The sequence below is a fragment of the Infirmifilum lucidum genome, from assembly GCF_014876775.1.
Classification (GTDB): domain Archaea; phylum Thermoproteota; class Thermoprotei; order Thermofilales; family Thermofilaceae; genus Thermofilum; species Thermofilum lucidum.
Genome location: NZ_CP062310.1, coordinates 82,295 through 97,684, shown reverse-complemented (window position 1 = coordinate 97,684; position 15,390 = coordinate 82,295). Strand labels below are relative to the sequence as shown.

The 15,390-nt window shown below is 54.5% G+C and carries 16 protein-coding genes; 6 read left to right on the top strand and 10 right to left on the bottom strand.

The genetic code is table 11. From position 1 onward, the window contains the following. Window positions 1-2 precede the first annotated feature (2 nt). Both IG193_RS00545 and IG193_RS00540 read right to left on the bottom strand, forming a co-directional pair. On the bottom strand, window positions 3-467 hold the full coding sequence (locus IG193_RS00545) for a hypothetical protein (RefSeq protein ID WP_192818962.1): 465 nt from the start codon (window positions 465-467) through the stop codon (window positions 3-5). Window positions 468-645: 178 nt separating this feature from the next. Next, complete coding sequence (locus tag IG193_RS00540) at window positions 646-804, bottom strand: hypothetical protein (RefSeq protein WP_192818961.1); 159 nt, start codon at window positions 802-804, stop codon at window positions 646-648. Window positions 805-921: 117 nt separating this feature from the next. Between IG193_RS00540 and IG193_RS00535 the strand changes: the two genes are divergently transcribed. Beyond that, window positions 922-1,326, top strand: a complete 405-nt coding sequence (locus IG193_RS00535; protein ID WP_225876093.1) for a hypothetical protein — start codon at window positions 922-924, stop codon at window positions 1,324-1,326. Window positions 1,327-1,526: 200 nt separating this feature from the next. Then, a complete protein-coding gene (locus IG193_RS00530) occupies window positions 1,527-1,886 on the top strand; it encodes an aspartyl protease family protein (RefSeq protein ID WP_192818959.1) in 360 nt (119 codons plus the stop codon). A gap of 198 nt (window positions 1,887-2,084) precedes the next feature. On the opposite strand, the gene IG193_RS00525 is transcribed toward IG193_RS00530, so the two are convergent. From IG193_RS00525 to IG193_RS00510, 4 genes are all read right to left on the bottom strand, one after another. Beyond that, the gene (locus IG193_RS00525; RefSeq protein WP_192818958.1) at window positions 2,085-2,804 is read right to left on the bottom strand and encodes an AAA family ATPase; all 720 of its coding nucleotides are present in this window, start codon (window positions 2,802-2,804) and stop codon (window positions 2,085-2,087) included. Window positions 2,805-2,824: 20 nt separating this feature from the next. Continuing rightward, on the bottom strand, window positions 2,825-3,118 hold the full coding sequence (locus IG193_RS00520; RefSeq protein WP_192818957.1) for an ATP-binding protein: 294 nt from the start codon (window positions 3,116-3,118) through the stop codon (window positions 2,825-2,827). A 104-nt stretch (window positions 3,119-3,222) separates the two neighbouring features. Then, the gene (locus IG193_RS00515) at window positions 3,223-4,488 is read right to left on the bottom strand and encodes an ankyrin repeat domain-containing protein (protein WP_192818956.1); all 1,266 of its coding nucleotides are present in this window, start codon (window positions 4,486-4,488) and stop codon (window positions 3,223-3,225) included. 66 nt (window positions 4,489-4,554) lie between these two features. After that, the gene (locus IG193_RS00510) at window positions 4,555-6,108 is read right to left on the bottom strand and encodes a serine/threonine-protein kinase (RefSeq protein WP_192818955.1); all 1,554 of its coding nucleotides are present in this window, start codon (window positions 6,106-6,108) and stop codon (window positions 4,555-4,557) included. A 260-nt stretch (window positions 6,109-6,368) separates the two neighbouring features. On the opposite strand from IG193_RS00510, the gene IG193_RS00505 reads away from it, so the two are divergent. After that, window positions 6,369-6,989 carry a hypothetical protein gene (locus IG193_RS00505; protein WP_192818954.1) on the top strand — a complete coding sequence of 207 codons (621 nt, stop codon included), beginning with the start codon at window positions 6,369-6,371 and terminating at the stop codon, window positions 6,987-6,989. Continuing rightward, on the top strand, window positions 6,970-8,601 hold the full coding sequence (locus tag IG193_RS00500; protein ID WP_192818953.1) for a hypothetical protein: 1,632 nt from the start codon (window positions 6,970-6,972) through the stop codon (window positions 8,599-8,601). Before IG193_RS00505 ends, IG193_RS00500 begins: the two co-directional genes overlap by 20 nt. On the opposite strand, the gene IG193_RS00495 is transcribed toward IG193_RS00500, so the two are convergent. After that, complete coding sequence (locus IG193_RS00495) at window positions 8,585-9,730, bottom strand: carboxypeptidase-like regulatory domain-containing protein (RefSeq protein ID WP_192818952.1); 1,146 nt, start codon at window positions 9,728-9,730, stop codon at window positions 8,585-8,587. The genes IG193_RS00500 and IG193_RS00495 overlap by 17 nt on opposite strands. A gap of 88 nt (window positions 9,731-9,818) precedes the next feature. Between IG193_RS00495 and IG193_RS00490 the strand changes: the two genes are divergently transcribed. Continuing rightward, window positions 9,819-11,102: an HD domain-containing protein gene (locus tag IG193_RS00490; protein WP_192818951.1), complete on the top strand. Its 1,284-nt coding sequence runs from the start codon at window positions 9,819-9,821 to the stop codon at window positions 11,100-11,102. 65 nt (window positions 11,103-11,167) lie between these two features. On the opposite strand, the gene IG193_RS00485 is transcribed toward IG193_RS00490, so the two are convergent. Further along, window positions 11,168-12,166 (bottom strand): hypothetical protein, encoded by a 999-nt coding sequence (locus IG193_RS00485; protein ID WP_192818950.1) that lies wholly within the window; start codon window positions 12,164-12,166, stop codon window positions 11,168-11,170. 96 nt (window positions 12,167-12,262) lie between these two features. Next, the gene (locus IG193_RS00480) at window positions 12,263-13,279 is read right to left on the bottom strand and encodes a serine/threonine protein kinase (protein ID WP_192818949.1); all 1,017 of its coding nucleotides are present in this window, start codon (window positions 13,277-13,279) and stop codon (window positions 12,263-12,265) included. A 113-nt stretch (window positions 13,280-13,392) separates the two neighbouring features. On the opposite strand from IG193_RS00480, the gene IG193_RS00475 reads away from it, so the two are divergent. Continuing rightward, the gene (locus IG193_RS00475) at window positions 13,393-14,022 is read left to right on the top strand and encodes an ankyrin repeat domain-containing protein (protein ID WP_192818948.1); all 630 of its coding nucleotides are present in this window, start codon (window positions 13,393-13,395) and stop codon (window positions 14,020-14,022) included. A 463-nt stretch (window positions 14,023-14,485) separates the two neighbouring features. Here the strand turns inward: IG193_RS00475 and IG193_RS00470 are convergent, their stop codons facing one another. Next, entirely contained in the window at window positions 14,486-15,385 is a 900-nt protein-coding gene (locus IG193_RS00470; RefSeq protein WP_192818947.1) for a metallophosphoesterase, read from the bottom strand. Window positions 15,386-15,390: the final 5 nt, after the last annotated feature.

Genomic DNA, 15,390 nt, shown 5'->3' with positions numbered 1-15,390 from the left:
GTTCACCCACCTCCAGCCTTTAGTGTCCACGCTATCTTCGCCGATATAGAAACCCAGCCTCCCAGAATCTCTTCCACAATCCCGCCTAAGATCACGAACAATGTAGCCCACAGTAAGAGCTTTCTGCTCTTCTCCAGGTCAGTATACGCGAAAATAGGCAGCAACGTACTCAAGAGCAAACCCGTATAGAATATGTGTTCCTTTACTTCCATGCCAAACTTGTGTGCAAGAGCTGTTTGCGGATACTTCACTATTAATGCTTTGTCTACTGGGTACTCAACAGTGTAAACGTAAACGGAGGCAAGCCACGCAAGCCACACCAGGATCGCTGTGCCTAGTGCAAGTGCTCTTATCATTTTTACATTTGTTGAGCCAGTATGTAGGAGCGCGAGCAGGGCTGATGCTGAGAGTAGGCTGAGCAGCGCGAAGAAGACGTGGATTCCAGCCTCTATGCCCGGGGGCTGCATTTTCTCGTGTTATATATATTCAAACGAATATAAACTATTTCTTATTTCCAAGCTGGAAAAAATTAATGAAGTCGTTTAAAGATGGAAATAAGGTCTCTGGGAGGGGCATTACTAGAGGTATTATTTTTGTTAAATATATCTACCGCCTTGAAAATATAACCCTGCCCGCATCTCTTCACTACCCGCTTATGAGCTCTCGGAGGACTCCTTTGATTTTCCTAATAGCGTATTCGGCCTCCTCCGGGTTGTAGACCCCCTCGTAGAAGGCCTCTTCGTGTGGGGTGCTCGCGACAACTCCGTCGAAGTCCCAGATAAAGGCGTTTCTCGCCTTCATCATATTTACTACTAAAAGTGGTATATAAATAAATTAATCATGTAAAGAAGCTATACACACCAAGACGCACGGCCGCTGTGTTGACTTAAGGCTTATATGTTACAAGTCATTGCCAGCACCGTGGGACACACGGTCGCTGAAGTAAGGCTCTGTAACCCCCGTGACAGGTCAAGGTGCGTGGGCCTTCAGCTCATCGTCGATACTGGCTCCACGTACACGTGGGTCAGGGAGAGTATGCTCGAGTCTATAGGTGTGGAGCGTGTTGTTAAGAGGAAGTTCAAGACCATCGAGGGCAATGTCATTGAGAGGTGGGTCGGCGAGGCCTTTGCAGAGTGCATGGGGGAGAAGGCAACGATAGCGGTCGTCTTCGCCGAGGAGGGCGACGCTGAGGTACTCGGGGTGACTGCGCTCAAAGTACTCGGGCTAGAGGTCGACCCGGTAACCGGGGAGCTGAGAAAGTCCGAGGCACGGCTAGCTCTAATAGCCAGAACCCCCGCGGGGAATCTGGGAGTAACTGCTATATGAAGGCACGGCTCTTGTCCCAGCACCCAATATAATGTTGGGCTAGGCCTTGCCGGGGCGCCTGTTAGGGGCTATAGGTCTAGTTTTCTCAGCCCTTCCCGTGGATCTAAGTAATAAGCACAGGGGCTCGCCAGTTCCCCTAACCCAGACATTGGGTAGACAGGTACTAAACTTTTTAAAAACCCTCTATACGAGCTCTTGTTGTGGGCCACGTTTACGTTACTGCTAGAGTTGGTGACCCCCTGAGGACTCGCGTAAGAGAGGTTAGGACGCTTGTAGACACTGGAGCCACCTACCCCTGCCTCCCCGAGGATCTAGCGAGGGAGCTGGGCCTCAGGCCCGAGTTCAAGACTAGCGCGGTGCTCACAGACGGGAGGGCTGTAGACGCGTGGTACACAACTATATACCTGGAGGTGCTCGGCAGGGGTGACCTGGTGCCTGCGAGGGTATTCAGCGTAGAAGAACCGCTCCTGGGAGCCTTCGCCCTTGAAGCCCTAGGGCTAGCCGTAGACCCCTCCACTGGGGAGGTAAAACCCACGCGGAGCTTCATAGCGAGGGCATAACCCTCACACCGATAACCCCCAGCTCCCAGAGCCGGGATCCAGAGGGGCGGAGTTAGCCCTAACTGGTGTAGGTGGCAGCGCCCTGGGCCCCTCTTAGATGTAAACCAGTGTCTCCCTGCTCTAGCGACTGGGAACAGGGGGCTAGCCTTGTAGATGAACTTCAGTGCTACCCGCTCGAACACCTGGCCCATGTAGTTGTCATAGTCCCTGGAGAGAACCTCTAGAACCTCGCCCCCCGCGGTCTGCCTCGACGAGATCCCTATTGGGGTGTACGTAGCGGAACCAGAAGTTGAAGTAGTTGTCCTTGATGTAGTAGAGCCTCTTCTTGGTCTTAGGGGTCTCGAGCACTGGCGCCTCGTGCCCGACGACGCCGAGTAGCTCCAGCGTGTCCAGGTACTTGCTCACAGTAGTCTTGTCGAGGCCCATGGCAGCAGCTACCTCCGACACCCTCCTCCTACCCCCTGCTACAGCCTCCAGGACGAGCTTGTAGTTCCTGGGCTCGCGCAGCTCCTGCCTCAACAAGTTCTCGGCCTCCTCGTACAGGACTGCCCCCCTCCTGAAGAAGAGCCTCTCGACGTTCTCCAGGAACCCGAGAGAGGGGTCGAGGTGCCTTAAGTACGCGGGGACGCCCCCGAGCGCCCCGTAGACCCTGAGGACGTCTTGGGAGGCGTAGCCGGGCACGAAGGCCCTCAAGTAGGGTATTTCGAGCTCGTCAACCCTCCACTGGCCAGTCCTCCTGCCGTAGAGAGGGCTCCTGTAGGAGAGGATTTCAGTCTCCATCATGCCGACACTCGAGCCGCAGAGGATGAGCACGACGTCGGGCCTGCGCGACAGGTACATGTCCCACACCTTCTGCAGGAGCGATACAACACCGGGATCCAGCTCCACAAGGTAGGGGAACTCGTCTATAACCACCACTGCCCTCTCCCCGGGGGCTTCTACTCGAGAAACTCCCTGAAGAGATCCTCGAAGTCGGAGAAGCCTATCCTGGCGAAGCTCTCCCGCCCGAGGTACTCCGCCATGCGCCTCGCGAGCTTGGGTATGTTAGCCCGCATGGAGGTCTTCTCCGCTAGGTAGTACACGTGCTTCTTGCCCCGCGCAAACCTCAACAGCACCTCTGTCTTCCCGACACGCCTCCTACCGTACACTACGATGAGCTGCGCCCCCTCCTCCCTGTACTCCTCCTCCAGGGAACCCCAGCACGTCTCCCCTGTCGGCGAAGAGTTGGCCACGAGTATTATACTCCAACAACTATAAATTGGTCCTCACGCCAACTCCCGGGAGGCCGGGAGGGTCTGCTCGTGGAGCAGTAGTTGCCCCGCCGCGGGCACGGCTCCTAGTAGTGGCGCCTGGTAACCCTCTCCCCATCCCCCCTCTCCTTCACAGACTCCAGGAGCTCGACGACTTCTTTGTGCCCCTTCTCCCTCGCAAGGTCTAGGGGCGTCCTGCCATTATTGTCCCTTGCTTTCGTGCTTGCACCGCTCTCGACGAGTAGCTCCACGACTTCTAAGTGCCCATTCCAGGCGGCGAGGTGTAGGGGTGTCTGGTCACTGTCATTTTTAGCGTTTACCTTTGCACCACTATCTACCAGCAACTTCACGACGTCTAGGTGCCCTTTCTCAGCAGCCTTGTGTAGGGGTGTATTGCCAGAGTTATCCCTGGCGTTTAAGTACGCACCACTATCTACCAGCAACTTCACGATATCTGAAAGCCCCTCTCTAGCAGCGACGTGCAGAGGCGTCTCGCCATCCTTGTCCCCGACGTTTACGTCTGCACCACTATCTACCAGCAACTTCACGACGTCTAAGTACCCATTGCTGGTAGCAACATGTAGTGGCGTCTCACTGTCCTTGTTCCTCGCGTTTACATCTGCACCATTTTCGGCTAGTAGCTTTACGACGTCTAAGTGCTCATACCTAGCAGCGACGTGCAGGGGTGTGTTGCCAGAGTTGTCCCTGGCGTCTACCTCTGCGCCACTCTCAACTAGTAATCTCACAACATCCAAGTGCCCATTCCGGGCAGCATAGTGTAGCGGTGTCCAGCCACTCTCGTCCCTGGTCTTTATGCCCACACCCCTATCGAGCAATTCCTTGACTCTTCCCAGGTCGCCCCTCTTCGCGGCCCTGAATAACTCTACTACAGACTCAAGGAGCTCGACGACTTCTTTGTGCCCCTTCTCCCCCGCAAGGTCTAGCGGCGTCCTGCCAAACTTGTCCCTGGCGTTCGCGTCTGCGCCCCCCTTCAACAGCAGCCTCGCGACATCCAGGTGCCCCTTGAGAGCAGCATAGTGTAGCGGCGTATAGCCATGCTTGTCCCTGGCGTCCACGTCTGCGCCCCTCTCCAGCAACAGCTCCGCGACCTCCAAGCGCCCATTGAGAGCAGCATAGTGTAGCGGCGTACCGCCAATTACGTCTCTGGCGTTTACATTTGCGCCTCTCTCCACTAGTAGCCTCGCGACATCCAGGTGCCCCATCCGGGCAGCATGGTGTAGCGGCGTCCAGCCAGCATAGTCACTGGCGTTCACGTCTGCGCCCCTGTCGAGTAGTTCTTTTACCCTCCCGTAGTCGCCCCTCCGTGCTGCCTCGATCAAATCCTCAGACACGGGGGATACTTGCAGGACAAAACTATAAGCGTTGCCGCAGGGCTACGTGGGAGGTGGAGCCGTGGCTCAGCTGTGCCTGGCCGTTCCCCCCTCGTTCCAGTTCTTCTCGCTCCATAGCCTAGACATTCTTTCCGCCAGGTTCTCCATGCTCGGCCTCTCTGAGGGGTCGTCCCTCAGGCACTCCAGGAGAATAGCCTTGAGGGGCTCTGGGATTCTCTCTTCTGCCCTGATCCTCCTTGCGAGGTCTAGTCCGGACTCTTCTCTGGGCGTGTACCCTGTGGAGAGTTCTGCGAGCGTTAAGGCGAGGCTGTAGACGTCTGTTGTCTGAGCAACCCCTCCTCTTAAGACTTCGGGCGCGGCATACCTCCGCGTAAACCTCATCCTCCCGTAAATCTCTAGCTTAACCATGGACTCGAAGTCTGAGAGCTTGACTAGGCCACTCCCGTCGACGAGAATATTCTCGGGCTTTATGTCGAGGTGCTGTGCTCCACCTGTTACTTTGTAGAGGTATATTAGCGCGTCAGCCACCTGGATACCTACTTTCACGACTTCGCGGGGCGCCAGGGGGCCAACTCTATTTAGATAGTTCCTAAGCGAGCCGAAGGGGCAGAACTCCCAGACTGTAGCTAGGTGCTTCGGAGAATAGTCTACAAACTTCACAACGTGAGGGTGGCCTAGACCCTCCGCTAACCGCTGGAACCCAGCGACCTCTCTTTCGAAGCGCTCTCTATCCTCGCCGCTTACCTCTCCTTCTGTAATCCAATTTATGTGCGTGACGGCCAGGTCTAGGGGGCTCTTGACGACTACAGGGCCGCACCTAAAGACTGCGAACTTTATCCTCTTGCGCATTAACTCGTCACGCAGTGTTTCGCGGGTAGGATATATCAACTCGGTGCACTCGTATCTCCCTTTCATACCCTCAACGATGAAAGGCCTGAGGGGCTCGCCGCGTATCTCGTTAAAGTGCGGCGGCAGCAGAATAGGCTCCTCGAGTAGATCCACCCAGGGCTTCCGGGCGCCAGGCTCGACCCTCAAGACGTCTTCTCTCTCGAGAAATCTACCTAGGCTCTCGTGGTAAACTCTCACTCTATAGGAGCCGTACCTCAACCTCCTCCTGAGGTCGTGGCCCGAGTAGCCTTGGAGCTCTACCCCCAGGTCTATCTTCTCGATAACCTTCCCCCCAGCTATAATTAGCATGGAGTCGAGCCTAACAGGCCACGGCTTCCTGTTCAGAAGCCTTATTACAACTGAAGCCTCCTCAACACTCAAAGGAACAGTGTAGGGGAACTTTATCTCCACTGAGGGTGACTCTACGTCGCTCCGCACCTCCTCTAGGAGCTGTCTCGCGTCCCCCAGGCTGGAGATTCTCCTACTACCGTAGAAGACTCCCTCAACACACTCGTTCTTTATGCTCTCGAGTATGCCAACGAGCTCGCTCACAAGCTCCTCTGCCCTGCCGCGCCTCCCGCTGTCCTCTGAGACCAGCCCGGCTTTAACCTCCTCGATAAACTTCTGGCTCAGCTCAATACGATAGCACCTTATGCTTCGCGCAACTTCCTCGATGCTCTCTACGTACCTTTCTGCGAGTTTCTTCAGGAAGGCATCCCGTGACGAATACACGAAAATAAACCGGGGAAAAAATATATTCATTACTCCTCCTCAGGTATAATTTGATGAGCTACGTGTCCGATTATTCGTACAGGTTTAGTGGAATTGAAGACAGAATTAGTAGAATTGAAAGCACAATAAACAGTATAGGCAGGGAACTGGAATTTCTGAGCCGGGCCATATCAAGTGTAAGTAGCGAAATTAAGGAGATCCGGCGTCAGATATCAAGCATAAGTGGCCAGTTAAACAGCCTCTCTTCTCTTCAAAAGAAAATGGAGGAGAGAATAGAGGTTCTGTCGGGCATTGTGTCGAAAATCCAGAAAGATGTGCCTGAGCGGCTCGAGCAAGTCAAGAGGGATTTAGCCCAAGAAGTCTCTGGACTCGCTGAAGTCTTTGCCCAAGAGGTTACAGGTATCAAGAAAAGTCTCTCTACAGTTGACCAGAAACTTAGCGAAATAGGGAGGGAAGTGAAGAGCAGCAGAGAGGAAGTGAAGAAGATTCTGAGAGACAACCACATAGAAGTTCTGCAAAATCTCGGCAAGACTGGGGAACTCCTAGAAGGTATTGAGAACAGAGTAGACCTTCTAGGCGGGAAACTCGAGGATCAGGCCAAAGACATAAGAGTAACAATTGAAAACGCGGGGAAGAAGCACATCGAGGCGCTAGATGGGGTTAGAGGGGAGGTCGCGGGTAAGCTCCGGGAACAGTACATGGCTCTAGCACTTCTCTCCGAAAACGTAGACTCCATCCAGGGCTCTCTGATCGATCTCACCTCACGCCTACAGGCGCTAGCGACTGAGTTGGCAGGGAGCATCCAAGACCTGCAGACAGTTCTCTTCAGGATAGATAACAGTCTGGTTCAGGGTGGTTTGGATGGGTCTACCCGAGCTTAACAAAATCCTAAACGCATCATCGGAGGAGAGATCCAAAGCCATCAGGAAAATTGAAGAGGGCAAAAAGCTAAGTAAGGAAGAGGCAACACTCCTCTTCTCCGCATACATCTCGGAAAAATACGAGCATTTATCTTCAAAATTCGCCGAGGATTACAGAAGCCTGCAGGGCAACTACGAGGATCTCAGGAAAAAATTTGAGAGCATGTTTGCCGATGCCCTCAACTCCCTGAGGAAACTACACGATGAGTTTAGGGGTAGAGCCGAAAACCTCCTAAGAGTCCTCAGTGAGCGCGAAGAACATCTAAAGGGCCTTGAGAGGGAGCTCGCGAGCCTCGAGTCTAGAATACAGGACGTGGAGAAGAGGGAGATGCAGGTCGATACACTGCTGGGTGAATCCCAGAAGCTCAGGGACTCCATAGCCGAGCAACTCAGCATCCTAGGGAGTCAGAGGAAGAGTCTAGAGGAGTTTATGGCTTCAGTCGAGAACAGGATGGAAGATATCTACTCGAAAATCTCCGAGTACACAGATACAGTTAAAACGCTCTCAAACACCGTCCAGAGTACTATCAAGACATTAACAGACATGCTCTCAATGCTACAACGCGAAAGAGAGGGTCTGAAAGTACTGGAGCAGCACCTCAGCGGGAGACAAAAAGAACTCGATGCCAGGGAGGCTGCTCTCAGGGGGCTAGAGGAGAGAGTTAAGGGCCTCAGAGGAGAAGTTGAGAGGCTTGAGAAGAGGAGGAATGAGCTCGAAGAGTATGTGCGCCGGCTAGAGGAACATGCCGGCAAGATGGAAAAGGCCTGGGTGGCGCGTGAGGAGAGCTTGGCAAAGCTGGAGGAAAGAGTAAAAAATGAGCTAGGAGAGCTGGAGGCTCGCTGGAAGAGCATTGAAGAGCAGGAGAGGAGACTGAAGGAGTGGGAGAGCAGTCTCTCAAAGTTACAGGTCGAGCTCAGTGCCCGCGAGAAAGAGGTGTTGAGGAGGGAGAAGGAGTTAGAAGTTCTTGAAAAGCGCAGGGCCGAGCTAGCCGAGATGGAGAAAGCCTTCAAGGAGAACTCGTCAAAGCTCTCGGTGCTCGCGGCCCAGCTCGCAGAGAAGGAGAAGAGGCTAGCCTCGTGGGAGGAGGACTTGAAAAAGAGAGAGGAGGCTTTAAGAAAGCTAAAGTCAACCTTAGAGGCTGAACAGTCAAGACTGGAGAAGGAGAGGAGCAAGCTCTCGCGGGAACTCGACGACCTTAAGCACGAAGCAATAAAAGTAGAGGAGGAAAAGAGGCGAGTAGAACAAATGCGCGCTGAAGCCTCGAAGCTAAGAGAGGAGGCCGAGAAATCCCTACGGGAAGCAGAAGTAGTTAGAAGAAACTACGAGTCCCTCCTCGCGAAGCTCAACGAGAGACTTCTAGCACTACAACAACGCGAGAGGGAGCTTGAGGTGAAGGAGGAGGATCTGGAAAAGAGGGAGGCCCTCCTCAGAGAGAGGATTGAGTGGTACGAGAAGGCCCGCGAGAGGATGGACGCCTGCGAGAAGGAGAGGGAGGAGCTCGCCAAGCAAGTGAGAGAGCTGTCTGAGACCTTGAGGACGCTAAGCGAGGAAAAATCTACTCATTCTCCGTGATTGTTGGTACTCCTCTCTTAGGGACTCCAGAAACAACCTCAACCCTAATGGGGACTTTCAGCGCCTCCTTACCCACCTCCAGTATGACAAGGTTAGTCCGAACTTTTATCTCCTCAAGCGTCCTACCGCCTGGAATGAGTCTCTCTGAACCATCAACCCTAACGAGCGTAGAGTTTTTATTCAGACAAAATACGCTAAAAAAGTTCCCAGACGGGACTATAACAAAGTGTGCCATGCTAAACTTCCTAGGTACGGGGGTACCGGTCTCTGCTAGGACTCTCAAGTGCTCAACTGCAGAGTAGTAGTCCAATCGAGCTTTCTCCAGGAACTGTGAAATGGGGAGTAGCGGCTCGTAGAGCACAAGATTGCCTTCTCCACCCTTATCACGGCCCAGGACGACTGGGCCTAGTACTGCTCTCTCAAAGCTACCTGCCCTCACGACGATGCGTGTTTCCTCGGACTCAACTCTCACTACTGCAGTTTCCCGGGCTTCAATGAAGTTTTCCTTAGTTACTCTCACGGTTAGAGCATACTCTCCCGGCTGGAGAGGGCAGAGCTTAGCCCGGAAGTAGCCCTTAGAGTCTGTTAGACCACTAGCCGGATCCACAGTGCCGCCCGCCCAGGAGAGCGTTACCTCAGCGCCGGCAACGGGAGAACTGCCATCCGTCACTTGCACGACAACACTGGCGCAGGTGTTTACCTTTACGACCTTAGGGCTATCTAGGTGTAGGTATAGCTTTGGCAGTTCCGGTGTAGGCCTCACCCCCCTGATAAACTCTTCCTCGATTACCTTCTCAATAACCTTTAGCCTCTCGCGGACATCGTTAACATGGATTTTTATCTCCTCTGCAATGCCCACTGGAACACGTTTGCCTTGGAAGTCCTTTAGCCTTTCAACGCACGACTCAACGCTCTCGAATATGTTCTCTATGTTCATCGCCAGGAGGTGCCCCGGCGGGAAACTTCCCCGAAGGCTATGCATATTCTCGACGTGAACCCGAAGCCTGGAGAAAAGATTGAGGAGCTCTGTCCCGTCAATCTCTTCGCGCCCAAGGAGAACGAGTATGTCCCCTAATACAGCACTGGCCTCTCGGGCAAAATCCTTAACTATCCGTACAGAATCCCCCATACGCTTTTATTAGCTTGTGCAGAGGCTATATACTTTTCTTTAATTGAGGATCAGAAAGTTTTTAAGAGTAAGTAGGAGGTGCTATAGCGTGCCAGGAACTTTCAAGCTGAGGCGCGTCGCAGACTACGTTGTTGAAACCGCCTCAAGTATACTGCCGTATGCCAACCTCTTCTTCTTCCACTACACGTACCACGACCACAGGCATAGCAAAAACCTGGAGATGTACTTTAAGTCCTTGTACAATGAGACGTGGTATGGGAACATTAACGGTGCAGAGCACGAAGTAATTAGGATGGCTGTGTACCTGCACGACATAGGCATGGCTTATAACCCGCGGAACTGGGCAGACCTCCAATTATCCAAAGAGGAGGTGGAGACATGGGCTGGGAAATGGTGTGCAGAAGACCCGCTCAGGAAGATAGAAGACTACTTTGTCAGTAGCATATGCAGGGGTGACGCTGAGAGGAAGCTACTGGACGGGTTGCGGGAAGGGAGCAGGAGCATAACTGACGTGTTCTTCCCGAGAGGCGTACTAGAATTCCCCCATAACCTCAAAGACAAGGCTTGGGACGATATCCCATCTTACGCGAAGGAGACGCTGAGGGCGGTCATGAGGAAGCTACACCCATACGTCTCCGCCGCCTATTCTCGGGACTTCATATTAAAAGAGTGGCCTGAATTGGGGCGGGTTCTCGCGCTGGTCGTTGAGTCTCACGATTTGGAGAACCCCAAGTGTTACCCGCAGGAGTTAGAGGGCGGGGTAAGAATCGAGGCTGTAGACTTCCCAGACGAAGTCGACGTGCTCAAGGTTGTGGGGGTACTAAACCTCCTAGACTCGATCGACTGCGCGGGGAGGAGTAGGGGGGACGAGAAAACACTCAAGAACATTGTCGAGGACATAGCGCTGTTGGGTGCCGGATACCTAACCCACTGGGTTTTCAAGATGCCTATTGAGAGTGTAGACCCGAAGCGTGACGGGATAAAGATCAGGCTCACGAGAAACCTCTACACCGACAAGCTGAGACTAGCCGACCTCGTGGGCGCCCTCCTCTTCGAAGTAGCCCAGAACGTCTACCCAAAGTACCGGTTTGCCCGTAAAATCCTCGAGAGGAGAGGTGTTGGAGTCCCAGACCTCTACGTCGCACTGCCCGGCGGCGAAGAAGTGCTATTCGACGACAGGCTCTTCTCGACGGCAAAGATCTACCAGGACGAGAAGGTTCAAGTTGACGGCGGGACATTCAGCTTGTTTGACGGGCTAGCCTTACTCGTGGCGAGGGGGAGGTACGCAGAGGCCGACAGTATTGCGCGGAAAATCGCCTGTAGCGATGATGTGTTGAGAAGAATTAAAATGGTGAAGGAGAACTGTCCATAAGTACTACAGCTTCAGGGGGCACGGCTACAACCCCGGAGGACGGGGTAGTAACAGAACCCTGGCCACTACGCCCCAGGCACTTCTAACCCAACTTCTTCAGCGCCAGCCAAGAGAACCCTAACAGCACCAGGTTCTAGCCTGAAGTGGAAAGACTGCTGGGGGTTAGAGCCCTGCAGCCTTACCGAGGAGTCACGTATGTAGAGCGTAGACCCCCCTCCCCCCAAGTTGACGTAGTAGAAGGAGCCCCCGAGGTAGTACACGAGCCCGTGGAGTCTCGAGACACGCCTGCTACATACCTCGGAGAGAACCTCCACCACTGGGAACTTTTCGTCCAAGAGCTCTGGCTCAGAATATCCAGCCTCACGTGCCTCGAAGATTTCCTCGAGCAGCATGCCCCTCTGCAACCCCCTCACAACAAGGCTCCCCCCTTTCCTCCCGACAATGAACGGCTCGTATGCCCTGTAAATCCTGTCTCTAGCTCTCACGACAACAGCCCCGGGAAACTTCACGTAGGGCACGAACTTCGGCAACGGCATAATGGTGGGCCCCTCCCCTGTGGGAGGCCCTGGGCTTCCAGGCACACTACCCCTTAAGTCGCCCTTAGGATCCCATATGGTTACGGCTCCCCCATCGCCAAGTATTAGCTGGGTCTCATCCCTCCCCCGGTTTATTATAGCGTTGGAATAGATGAAGATATTATTCCTAATTCTATTATTTAAAGCCCGCCGCCACGACTGGAGCTTTATCTCTAGATTTTCGACCAAGCGGGGAGGTACTCCCTCTTCTTTAAAGTGCTCGATGTAGTATTCTACCTCTTTTTTCAAGTCACTGACTGGTTTTACAGCAAGCTCGGGGCTCCCAATGTCCGACAACATATAAGATAGGTCATCAAGTAAGGCCTTGATCCCTCCGGGTTCTCCTAGCTTCTCCATTATTCTATCTATATCCCCCTGTTCAAGCGGCTGTTCGAGTCGTCTCAGAAGATCCTGGAGTTCTCCTATTATCTGGTCTATATTTTCGATCTTGAAATTAATTGCGTACCAGAGTAGCCCCTCCTTACCCACATTCTGTCTATTCGGCACCAATGTTAAAAACCTTCCGCAAGCCTAGGGTCGCATGCTCGCGGGGTTAGGCCACACCCAGGTAGTGCCGTCCCGACGCTATTTATGTAGCTTGCCTCTAAGCGCGTCCATTTTCAGCCTCGCGTCCGCGATGAGCGCGTCTACACCCCCGCCCTCGCTCTTCAGGGCTTGAACTGCTCTTTCCACGGTTCCTTCAAGAGCCTTTAACTCCTCGAGCTCTCTAGCAGACAACTTGGCGCCTTCCTTCCGCATTTTCCACCTCAGGTTCTCGAGGAGGTCGAGGTACTCCACGACTAGCCTTACTACCTGAACCTTGTAGTTAGTTGCCTCGAGGTAGTCTTCGAAGAAGGGGATAGCCTCGGCAACACTAATCCTCCCAGTGTAGACTGGATCTACCATCCGCCTAAGAGCAGCCCTTAAAGGGATGGGAAGCTTCTCCAAGAGCTCCTCGCGAGACGCGAGGATGCGTGCCCTGAGCCCTCTCCTACCCTCTACCAGCTCGAGGAATATTACTCCAAGCGCAAAGGCGTCATACGTCTCGAGAAACCTCTCGTCTTGCAGGGCTTCCTCGCTAGCATCAGGCGGGGCGTAGTCGAAGTGCGTCCTGAAGGAAGAGTAGCTGATATCTGCCCAGTAGGCGCTGTCAAAGTCCGAGACTTTAGCCGTGCCCTCCACTACGAAGATGTTTGAGGGGCAGAGATCCATGTGCGCCTTTATGTCAAGTACCTGCCTAGCAAAGACTAACGCCTTCATCACGTCGTAGACTATCCTAGCCGCCTCCTCGAGCTCCACCTTCCTCCTCCCGACGACCCCCCCGAGGTTGGAGCTGGGGTCGATGTACTCTAGGAGTATGTAGGGCTCCTCCCCCGCCCCCACCTCGTACACCCTCACTATATTCGGGTGCTCCACATTCAATAGCTTCCTGTGAACCCCGAGCACCCTCCCCAAGTACCCGCGGTCTACGCCACTCTTCGGAACCTTCAACGCGAAGACTCTGCCATCGGAAACCCTCCTAACCTTATAGACTTCAGCAAAACCGCCCTCACCCACTTTCTCTAGAACCTCAAACCCCCCTTTAAGGCGCCCATAAGACACACTACTCTAGCCTCTGGGGCCTTTTATAGCTTTCTGCTGGAGGTGCCCGGCCCTCAGTGCCCGGGACTGCTCGAGCGGCAACGTTTATATGCCTGCCCCGCGAGTACTCCCCCGTGCAGGGCTCGGTAGACATGGAATTAGTGAAGGCAGCGAAGGAGGGCGACTACAGGAGGGTAAAAGAACTGCTCGACAGAGGCGCACACGTGGACGCTAGGGACTATGATGGCTGGACGCCGCTACACCATGCTGCTGATTCCGGGCACTTGGAGGTCGTAAGGCTACTAGTGGAGAGAGGTGCAGAAGTAGACGCCAGGGACGAGCTTGGCTGGACACCGCTACACTATGCTGCTCGCGATGGGCACTTAGATGTCGCGAGGCTGCTGTTGGATAGGGGCGCAGACGTGAACGCCAGGAACAAGTTTGGCTGGACGCCGCTACACCTTGCTGCTTTCAATGGGCACCTGGGAGTCGTGAAGCTACTACTCGACAAAGGCGCACACGTGAACGCCAGGGACAATGAGGGCAGGACGCCCCTAGACCTTGCGAGGGAGAAGGGGCACAGGGAGGTTGTCGAGCTCCTGGAGTCTGTCAGAGGGGGCTCGCGGGCCAGAGTGGGGAGGGGGGAGGTTGCTGGAACCCCTCCAGCCGGGGTAGTAGACTTAGAGAGCGCGGTCTTGTGGGTGGAGAGGGCGATAGAGAGGGGTAGGGAGCTGCTGAGAGAAGCCACGTCCCACAAGCCCTAGCAGGAGCCGGGGCTAGAGTGCCCCAGCCATACTGTAAGAACTCCTCCCGCCCCGCTCACTGCACTCCTGAGCCCAGGGCTAAGGAGGGCTCCACACCAACAGCACCTGGATTTTATCACTTTAAACCCCAAGGGGTTCATGGAGGGGCGATCCTGGGCTGTGGCAAGGGACTAAAAATGGTTGCCCGTTATTCCATTTCTGCCTGCGCTGAGGCTACTGAGGGCGGAGTGTCTTGTGGCAGCCATATCCCTCTTTCTGGGATCATTGCACGGACTCATTCTCCTTATTACGCTGGCTTGTTCACGCCTATACCCCGGAGTACACCACACCCCGTACACCTATTTTAGGTACTACCTCGTTAACATCTCTCAGTGCACCCTCTATTGCATGTTATGATGTAGTGAGAAAGGGGCGCGAGGAATGTGGTGGGCTTGAGGAGTGAAAGCCCAAATGAAGAGGGGGGTCAGCCTACTACGTGCTGGCTGATTCTACCCTTCTCGAACACGGCGACAGAGGGTGTTTTAACCTGCCTGTAGTACCTGCACGTGAAAATCGATAAGAGTAGACCCGGGTACCTAGGCCCTGCCCTGAAGGCCCTGCGGATCAGCGAGGCTAGCCTGCCGCCGGGCTTTTCCTGGCCGCCTGTCGGGAACATGTACCTGAAGCCCTCGGGGTAGGGGTAGTGAGACCTCACAACCAGGCTGATCCTGTTCCTCCTCATGAACTCTTCGAGGGGCTTCCTCCCGAACACGTAGCCCCCGCCCCTCACGGCGTTCGGCGCAAAACCCTCTACGTCCTCGCTCGGGTCGTTCCACAGTAGCTCAGCCGCTAACCCCTCCTCGGCCTCCAAGTCCCCCTTGGGGATTGCCTCGATGTCCCTGAGCGTTCTCAACTCTCTCGCAATCCCCCCGTGCACGGCCAGAACTCTGCCGATGAGGCACGCGTAGGGCATCTTCGAGAAAACTCTGTTGAAGTCCGTGAAGGCCTCCTGCGCCCTCCCCCCATACCACTTTACGAGCTCCGCGAAAAAGCCATACGAAGAGTTAACCCTCGCTGTCTCGTGGTTCCCCCTAAGCATGACGACCCTACCCGGCTCCTCGGCCTTCAACCTGAGGAGCGTGACGATACACCTGAGCTGCTCAGGCCCCCTGTCCACGTAGTCCCCGAGGAACACGAGCGAGTACTCGCCCAGGAACCTCTTGAGGACGTACTCCACCGAAAGGTAGTCGCCGTGAATATCGCCGACAAAGACAGCCCTCCTAGCCCCCAACTTTACGAGGCTCCTCTCCCTCTCGAAGGCAGACTCCGCCTCCTCGAGTAGCCCCCTCAGCTCACCCAAGCTAGGAGGAGAGAAAACGCCCATCACGC